This window comes from Streptomyces sp. NPDC004561 (assembly GCF_053602155.1).
Genome location: NZ_JBSGDB010000403.1, coordinates 1 through 8,036, shown reverse-complemented (window position 1 = coordinate 8,036; position 8,036 = coordinate 1). Strand labels below are relative to the sequence as shown.

Annotated in this window: 6 protein-coding genes and 4 pseudogenes; 6 read left to right on the top strand and 4 right to left on the bottom strand. The window is 72.1% G+C overall.

The features are described 5' to 3' along the window. Positions 1–95, bottom strand: a pseudogene (locus ACWEN3_RS35750) (hypothetical protein); the annotation flags it as partial. On the opposite strand from ACWEN3_RS35750, the pseudogene ACWEN3_RS35745 reads away from it, so the two are divergent. The 5 genes and pseudogenes from ACWEN3_RS35745 to ACWEN3_RS35725 all read left to right on the top strand — a co-directional run. Beyond that, positions 89–970, top strand: a pseudogene (locus ACWEN3_RS35745) (FtsK/SpoIIIE domain-containing protein); the annotation flags it as partial. The pseudogenes ACWEN3_RS35750 and ACWEN3_RS35745 sit on opposite strands and share 7 nt — an antisense overlap. 183 nt (positions 971–1,153) lie before the next feature. Next, positions 1,154–2,536: an ABC transporter substrate-binding protein gene (locus tag ACWEN3_RS35740; protein ID WP_452979642.1), complete on the top strand. Its 1,383-nt coding sequence runs from the start codon at positions 1,154–1,156 to the stop codon at positions 2,534–2,536. A 70-nt stretch (positions 2,537–2,606) separates the two neighbouring features. Next, positions 2,607–3,887 carry a carbohydrate ABC transporter permease gene (locus ACWEN3_RS35735; protein WP_452979639.1) on the top strand — a complete coding sequence of 427 codons (1,281 nt, stop codon included), beginning with the start codon at positions 2,607–2,609 and terminating at the stop codon, positions 3,885–3,887. Then, positions 3,884–4,795 carry a carbohydrate ABC transporter permease gene (locus tag ACWEN3_RS35730; protein WP_452979636.1) on the top strand — a complete coding sequence of 304 codons (912 nt, stop codon included), beginning with the start codon at positions 3,884–3,886 and terminating at the stop codon, positions 4,793–4,795. The genes ACWEN3_RS35735 and ACWEN3_RS35730 overlap by 4 nt, the downstream gene beginning before the upstream one ends. A 153-nt stretch (positions 4,796–4,948) precedes the next feature. Next, positions 4,949–5,641 (top strand): annotated as a pseudogene (locus ACWEN3_RS35725) (glycosyltransferase family 2 protein); the annotation flags it as partial. Positions 5,642–6,080: 439 nt separating this feature from the next. Here ACWEN3_RS35725 and ACWEN3_RS35720 read toward each other — a convergent pair. Further along, positions 6,081–6,494 (bottom strand): organic hydroperoxide resistance protein, encoded by a 414-nt coding sequence (locus tag ACWEN3_RS35720; RefSeq protein WP_452979633.1) that lies wholly within the window; start codon positions 6,492–6,494, stop codon positions 6,081–6,083. 96 nt (positions 6,495–6,590) lie between these two features. On the opposite strand from ACWEN3_RS35720, the gene ACWEN3_RS35715 reads away from it, so the two are divergent. Further along, the gene (locus ACWEN3_RS35715; protein ID WP_452979631.1) at positions 6,591–7,100 is read left to right on the top strand and encodes a MarR family winged helix-turn-helix transcriptional regulator; all 510 of its coding nucleotides are present in this window, start codon (positions 6,591–6,593) and stop codon (positions 7,098–7,100) included. Here the strand turns inward: ACWEN3_RS35715 and ACWEN3_RS35710 are convergent. Together ACWEN3_RS35710 and ACWEN3_RS35705 are read right to left on the bottom strand one after the other, a co-directional pair. Then, the gene (locus ACWEN3_RS35710; RefSeq protein ID WP_452979628.1) at positions 7,048–7,857 is read right to left on the bottom strand and encodes a hypothetical protein; all 810 of its coding nucleotides are present in this window, start codon (positions 7,855–7,857) and stop codon (positions 7,048–7,050) included. The genes ACWEN3_RS35715 and ACWEN3_RS35710 overlap by 53 nt on opposite strands. Before the next feature lie 83 nt (positions 7,858–7,940). Next, positions 7,941–8,036, bottom strand: a pseudogene (locus ACWEN3_RS35705) (C39 family peptidase); the annotation flags it as partial.

The following is an 8,036-nucleotide window of genomic DNA, read 5'->3' as shown; positions in this document are numbered from 1 at the left end:
ATCGTCGGTTCCTCGGCTACCAGCCGGGAAAGGCCCTGGGAGAGCTTGTCCTCGTCGGCCTTGCTGTGCGCCTGGATGGCGAGCGGCAGCAGCGGCCGAACGGCCGGACCGGCTGAGCGTGGTGCTGATCGACGGCCGGGACGGCGTCGGCGCGGGCGCGGCGCGCGGCGAGGGGCTGCGCGTCTGCACGGACATCCCGCATGTCACCACCCATCTCATCGCCAACGACCCCGTGCGGATGCGGGAGTTCGCCCAGTCGCTGACGGCCGAGCTGAAGCGCCGGGCGGAGCTGCTGGGGCGGACCGACTTCGCGCAGTGGCACGCGGGGCGTGAGGTGTCCGGCCGGATCGTCGCCCAGCGCGCCCCGGCCGGCACGGGGGACATAGAGGCGCCGCCCAGCTCCACCCTGCGGCTGCGGCCGGGCGCGGCGGCCCGGCAGCGCGCCGAGGCGGCGCCGCCGTTGCCCCGGCTCGTGGTGGTCGTCGACGACCTGGACGCGCTGGTCTCCCCCGCCCTCGGTTCGCCGGGCCGGCCCGCCGCCGGGTCGGTGATGCGGGCGCTGGAGGCGGTGGCCCGGGAGGGTGAGCGGCTCGGGGTGCACCTGGTGGCGGCGACCGCGGCCGGGGGCCGTACCGCGGAGACCGAACCGGTGCGCCGGGCCGGGCTCAGGGTCACGCTGGAGCCGGCCAGCCCCGGACCGGACGAACCGGCGCCGGGGCGGGGGCGGTTGGCGTGTGCGGACGGGCGGTCCGTCGGTTTCCAGGGCGGCCGGGTGACGGGCCGTATCCCGCGGACGGCGACCCAGCGGCCCACGGTCGTACCGCTGGACTGGCAGCGCATGGGCGATCCCCCGGCCCGCCGGCCCGTCCGGGAACTGGGCAACGGCCCCACGGACCTCGCCCTGCTGGCGAGCGCGGTGGAGCGGGCCGCGCGGGAGGTCGCGGCGGCTCAGGTGCCGTCCCTGCTGTAACCGGACTCCGGCGGTCCACGGGGATACGCGCGCATACACGGACGGTCACGAGCGGGTCACGATGAGCCGCCGGACGGCGCAGGCGCTCTTGCCGGTCCTGAGCAGCCCGGCGTACACCGGAGCGCACGGGACACTCTTCTGATGTTCAACGACGTTCAACGGAGAACGACGAACGGGGAAGTGATGCGCAGTAAGAGCAGCACCATCCGGACAAACAGGGCCGTCACCACACTCGCCGCACTGCTCGCGGGAGCCATGGCGCTCACCGCCTGCTCCGGCGGCAAGGACAAGAAGAGCAACGGGGACAGCGGCGGCAGCCCCACCGCGAGCGGATCCACCGTCTCGCTGCCGAAACTGAACGGCGCGAATCTGGAGATCGCCGCCGTCTGGACCGGCCAGGAGCAGACGAACTTCAAGAAGGTCCTCGCGGAGTTCGAGAAGCGAACCGGCGCGAAGGTCACCTTCGTGCCGGCCCAGGACCCGATCGTCAACTTCCTCGGTTCGAAGATCGCGGGCGGCCAGCCGCCGGACGTGGCGATGCTGCCGCAGCCGGGCGCCATCAAGCAGGCCGTGCAGAAGGGCTGGGCCAAGCCGGTCGGGCCGGAGGCCCTGAAGGAGCTCCAGCAGAACTACTCGCAGGGCTGGCAGGACATCGGCAAGGTCGGCGGCAAGCAGTACGGCGTCTACTACAAGGCCGCCAACAAGTCGCTGATCTGGTACAACGCCAAGGTCTTCCAGAACGCCGGCGCCAAGGAGCCGGGGACCTGGAAGGACCTGCTGACCACCGCCCAGGCGGTGTACGACTCCGGGGTCACCCCGTTCTCGGTGCCCGGCGCGGACGGCTGGCCGCTGACGGACTGGTTCGAGAACGTCTATCTGTCGCAGGCCGGCCCGGAGAAGTACGACCAGCTCGCCCAGCACAAGATCAAGTGGACCGATCCGTCGGTCAAGCAGGCGCTGACGACGCTGGCGCAGATCTGGGGCAAGAAGGACTACCTGGCGGGTGGTCAGGACGGTGCGCTCCAGACGGAGTTCCCGGCCTCGGTCACCCAGACCTTCACCGGCGGCGACCAGCCGAAGGCGGCGATGGTCTACGAGGGCGACTTCGTGCAGGTCAACATCGGTGAGACCAAGGCGAAGGTGGGCACGGACGCGAAGGTGTTCCCGTTCCCGGCCGTGGGCTCCACCGCGCCGGTGGTCTCCGGCGGTGACGCGGCGGTGATCCTGAAGGACTCCAAGGCCGCGCAGGCCCTGGCCACCTTCCTCGCCTCCCCGGACGCGGCGACGATCCAGGCGAAGCTCGGCGGCTACCTGTCGCCGAACAAGAACGTGCCGGTCTCGACGTACCCGAACGCGGTGCAGCAGAAGATCGCCAAGGCGCTGATCGCGTCCGGTGACGACTTCCGCTTCGACATGTCCGACCAGGCCCCGCAGGCCTTCGGCGGGACCCCGGGCAAGGGCGAGTGGAAGGACCTGCAGGACTTCCTGAAGAACCCGACGGACGTCGCGGGCGCCCAGGCGAAGCTGGAGAAGGACGCGGCGGCCGCGTACGGAAACGGGAGCTGATCCGGCCATGACGTCGGCAGCGGCGGCCGGGGCCCCACCGGGCCCCGCCGCATCCCGCAGTCGCAGAAGCGTGACCGGCACCCGCAGGACCGTGGCAGTGCTGTTCCTGCTGCCCGCCCTGGTGCTGCTCGGCGCGCTCGTGGTCTACCCGATCGGGTACTCCCTCGTCCGCAGCTTCTACAACGCCCCGGGCGACGGCGTCGCCGGCTTCCGCAACTACAAGGCGATCTTCACCGACGACGGCATCCGCACGGCGCTGAAGAACAACGTCCTCTGGGTGGTGTTCGCGCCCACGGTGTCCACCGCGCTCGGGCTGATCTTCGCGGTGCTCACCGAACGGGTGCGCTGGGGAACGGCGTTCAAGCTGGTCGTCTTCATGCCGATGGCGATCTCGATGCTGGCGGCCGGGATCATCTTCCGGCTGGTGTACGACCAGGACCCGCACAAGGGGGTCGCGAACGCGGTGTGGGTGGGCGTGCACGACACCTTCGCGCAGTCCTCGGCGTTCCCCCAGGCGCATCCGGGCCGCGAGTCGCCGCTCGTGGCCCAGGGCGGCGGCTTCGTCACGAAGGGCGCCGTGCACGCCGGGCAGCCGGTCGCGCTCCCGCTCGTGGGGGTCGCCCCGGACAAGATGCCCGGCAGCGCGCGCAGGGCCGCCGCCGCCAGGCCCGAGCCGGGGAGGATCACCGGCACCACCTGGCAGGACTTCACCCGGGGCAAGGGCGTCGGCCGACTCGGCGCGCCGGACCCGTCCGAGCTGGGCTATGCCGGGATGCGGATCGAGGCGGTGAAGGACGGCAAGGTGGTCGCCTCGACGAAGGCCGCCGCGGACGGCACCTTCACGCTGCCCGCGTCGGCGGACGGGGCGCGGCTGAGGCTCCCGGCGGCCAACTTCCGGGAGCCGTACAACGGCGTGGAGTGGCTCGGCCCGGCGCTGGTCACCCCGGCGATCATCGGTTCCTATGTGTGGATGTGGGCGGGCTTCGCGATGGTGCTGATCGCGGCCGGGCTCGCGGGTGTGCCCCGGGAGCTGCTGGAGGCCGCCCGGGTGGACGGCGCCAACGAGTGGCAGGTGTTCCGCAGGGTCACCGTGCCGCTGCTCGCGCCGGTGCTCGCGGTCGTCGTCGTCACACTGATGATCAATGTGCTGAAGGTCTTCGACCTCGTCTACATCATCGCCCCCGGCTCCTCCCAGGACGACGCGAACGTGCTCGCCCTGGAGCTGTACCGCAAGGGCTTCGCGGAGAGCCAGCCGGGCATCGCGAGCGCGATCGCGGTGTTCCTGCTGCTGCTGGTGATTCCCGTGATGCTGTTCAACGTGCGTCGGCTGCGGCGGGAGGTGCGGCGATGACGGCGACCGCCGAAGGCATCGGGAAGGTGGCGTCCACCGGTTCGGCGGGGAGGGCACGGCAGTCGTTCGGCTCGAGGATCACGGAGAAGCTGAACGGCGGCCTGGTCCGCGTGTTCCTGATCGTCGTGGGCCTGTTCTGGCTGGTGCCGACCATCGGTCTGCTCATCTCCTCGCTGCGCTCCCCCGAGGACATGAGCGCGAGCGGCTGGTGGACGGTGTTCGCCAAGCCGTCCCAGCTGACCTTCGACAGCTACCAGAAGCTGCTAGAGAACGGCGACATCACCAACTCCCTGTGGAACACGGTGCTGATCACGGTCCCGGCGACCCTGCTGGTCGTCGTGGTCGGCTCCCTCGCGGGCTACGCGTTCGCGTGGATGGAGTTCCCGGGCCGGGACTGGTGGTTCCTGGGCGTGGTGAGCCTGCTGGTGGTGCCGGTGCAGGTGGCGCTGATCCCGATCGCCGAACTCTTCGGCAAGATCGGCCTGTTCGGGACGATCCTGGGCGTGGTCCTGTTCCACACGGGCTTCGGTCTGCCGTTCGCGGTGTTCCTGCTGCGGAACTTCTTCGCGGAGATCCCGCGCGAGCTGCTGGAGGCGGCCCGCCTCGACGGCGCCGGTGAACTGCGGCTGTTCGCACGGGTGGTGATGCCGCTCGGCGGGCCGGCGATCGCGAGCCTCGGCATCTTCCAGTTCCTGTGGGTGTGGAACGACATGCTGGTCGCGCTGGTGTTCACCAAGTCCGGCACCCAGCCGATCACGGTCGCCCTGCAGACGCAGGTACGGCAGTTCGGCAACAACATCGACGTGCTGGCGCCCGGCGCGTTCATCTCCATGGTGATCCCGCTGGCCGTGTTCTTCGCGTTCCAGCGGCAGTTCGTGTCCGGGGTGATGGCGGGCGCCGTCAAGTAGGCGCGGGACGAGAACCGTTCGGGGGCGGGCCGGCGACGGCCTGCCCCTTTCCGTTCACCTGGTGTCCCCCACCTGACGCACGGCCCGTAACCAAGTCACTCCACCGGCCGTTCCCGGGCAGAAGGCCCGCGCCGACCGACCCATGGATGTGCCTTGCCCAGGTTCAGCGTCATCGTCCCCGCCCACCAGGTCCAGGCGTACCTCCCCGAGTGCCTGGACTCGGTGCTGTCCCAGTCGCACCCGGATCTGGAACCGATCGCCGTGGACGACTGCTCCCCGGACGCCTGCGGCACGATCACCGACGAGTACGCGGCCCGGGACGCTCGCGTGAAGCCCGTCCACCTGGCCGCGAACCAAGGGTTGTTCCGCCGGATGATCGACCGCTATGTCGTGGTGTTCACCCGGCGGGACCGGCTGCCGCGTGGCAGCCACGGCGCGTTCCTGCGCCGGGCCCGCGTCCGCCTCCGCCGCCACCGGGTGCCGGGCGCGCGGCTGCGGCGGCGGCACGTCCTGGTCCGGTTCGGCATGCACCGCGCCTTCCGGGGGCTCCAGCTGGCCTCGGCCGTCCGCCGGCGCGCTGGGAAGTCCGCGGTGAAGCTGGTCCGCGCCGTGCGCTCCGGCGCGCTCCGGCTGCACTACCTGGTCCAGTCGCGCCTGCCCCTGCGATCCGACCGGGCGGTGTTCGCCGCCGACGGGGGCCGGGGCCACGGCGGCGACCCGGGCGCGCCGGAGGAGGCGTTCCGCACGCACGCCCCGCACATCGGCACCGTCTGGATCGCGGGCCCCGAGCAGCGGTACGCCGTCCCGCCGGGCCCGCGCCGAGTCGGCCCGGGGACGGCCGCCTACGAGCGGTTCTGCCCGTGGGACGACGGCCGGACCGCCGAACGGGTCGTACGGCATGTGGTGCTGGGCGAGACGGAGCTGCTGCCGGTGGTGCCGCTCGCGGACCGTGCGCCGGTGCCGTCGGCGGCGGCCCGCACAAGCCCCCCGCCGACCACCGTGCCGCGGCCCTCCGGCCCCCTCCCCGTCCCCGAGTTTCTCTGAACACCGTTGGCCCCACCGGGAGTTCCCATGCCCCTCGGCTCGACGCGGCCCACCCCGAGCCGGCCGTCCACCCGGCGCCCGGCGGGACGGCCCGGCCGCGTCCACAGGACGACAGAGAGAACGGGCTGCCCCGCTTCAGCGCCGTCGCCCCGTCCCACGGGGTCGCCGGCCGGCTGCACACCCCCGGCGAAGGCGTGCCCGGCACCCGTGTCCGGCTGCCGGGCCGGCCCTCCGGCGGGTGTTACTCGATGACGATGTCGACCTCGATGTTGCCGCGGGTGGCGTTGGAGTAGGGGCAGACCTGGTGGGCGGTCTCGACCAGCTTGCGGCCGGTCGCCTCGTCCACGGTGTCGGGCAGCTCGATGCGCAGGGTGACCTTCAGCCCGAAGCCCTCGCCCTGCTTGCCGATGCCGACCTCGGCGGTCACGGCCGCCTCGCTGACGTCCACCTTCGCCTGGCGGCCGACGAGGCCGAGGGCGCTGCCGAAGCAGGCGGCGTAGCCGGCGGCGAAGAGCTGCTCGGGGTTGGTGCCCTGGCCGTTGCCGCCCAGCTCCACCGGCGGGGCCAGTTCGAGGTCGATCCTGCCGTCGGAGGAGACGGCACGGCCCTCACGGCCGTGGGTGGCGGTGGCGACGGCGGTGTAGAGCGCGTCCATGGAAACCATCCCTTTGCGAAGTCGGTGTTCGGCGGCTCCTGTCCCGGCCGCCTCACGATCACAAGTAGAGCACACAATTAAGTTGTGCACAACTAAATGGCCTCCAAGAGCTACCCTGGAGCCATGACCGCCTCGCCCTCCGTCCCCGACGACGACTGGCTCCGCCTGGACCGCCAGATCTGCTTCTCGCTGCACGCCGCGTCCCGCGCCTTCAACGGCGTCTACCGGGTGATCCTCAAGGACCTCGGACTCACCTACCCGCAGTACCTGGTGATGCTGGTGCTGTGGGAACAGGGGGATCTGCCGGTCAAGAAGCTCGGCGAGCATCTGCGGCTCGACTCCGGCACGCTGTCCCCGCTGATCAAGCGGCTGGAGGCGGCCGGCCTGGTGCGGCGCGAGCGCAGCGCGCAGGACGAGCGGTCGGTGCGGGTGCGGCTGACCGAGGAGGGCACGGCCCTGCGGGAGCGGGCCTTCCAGGTGCCGCACCGCATCGTGGGAGCGACCGGCTTCGACCTGGCGGAGATCGTCGAGCTGCGCGAGCGGCTGGACCGGCTCACCACCGCGCTGGACGCGGCCGCGGTGGCGGAGGCCCGGTCCCCGCTGTAGCCGGCCGGACGTAGAGCCGTACGACCGCCCGTCCCCGCACGGCCTCTCCACCGATCGCGAACCGCTGCCGCAGCACGGCGAGTTTGACCCGCTCCACGGGGTTGCGCGGGGTCCACCGCCCGGCCAGGACGGCCCGGTCGGCGACGACCCACACCCGGTCGGCCCCGGCCAGCCGCCGCAGCAGCTCCGCCGGGGCGGTCTCCGTCCCGTACAGCGTCCCGGACACGTCCGCCGCCTGCGCGAGCGCCACGTCCCGCACCCCCCGGAACGCCCCCGGGTACGCCAACGCCGTGTTCCGTGTGTACGACGGCAGGTACAGCACCGTGTCACCGTCCCGCATGGGCGAGGCGGCCCGCGCGATGGCGGCGAGGTCGTCGGGACGGGCCGCGGGGTCGCGGTCCTCCCGGAGCAGGGGGAACTGGTGGACGAGGACGAGCGCGACGGCGAGGACACCGGCGAGAGCGGCCGGGGCGGACCCCCGCACCGGATGGCCCAGCGTCCCCACCACCCGCTCGGCCCCCGCGGCGACCAGCAACGGCGCACCCGCGAGCGCGTACAGCACATACCGGTCGACGTACAGCGGCGAGGCCTGCGACACCAGCATCAGCACCACCGGCGGCACCACCGTCAACGGCAGCGCCACCCCCGCACAGGTGATTCTTCCGCGTTCCCCCACCAGTCCCGTCAGCCCCACCACCGCGAGCCCCAGACACACCCAGTACACGCCCGACGCCGGCCCCAGAAACGCCCTCAGCAACCCCTGCGCGGTCTCCGTGGTGGGTCTTTGCAGCCACGCCACCTGAGCCGCCTGCGCCCGTGACACCAGCGCCATCGGCAGCAGGGCGAGGGCCGGCCGCCCCAGTACTCGATGATCATCTCCGAGGAGGTGGGGCTGCACCAGGCCTCGCCGCCGTTGTCGAACTGCGGGTACTGGCC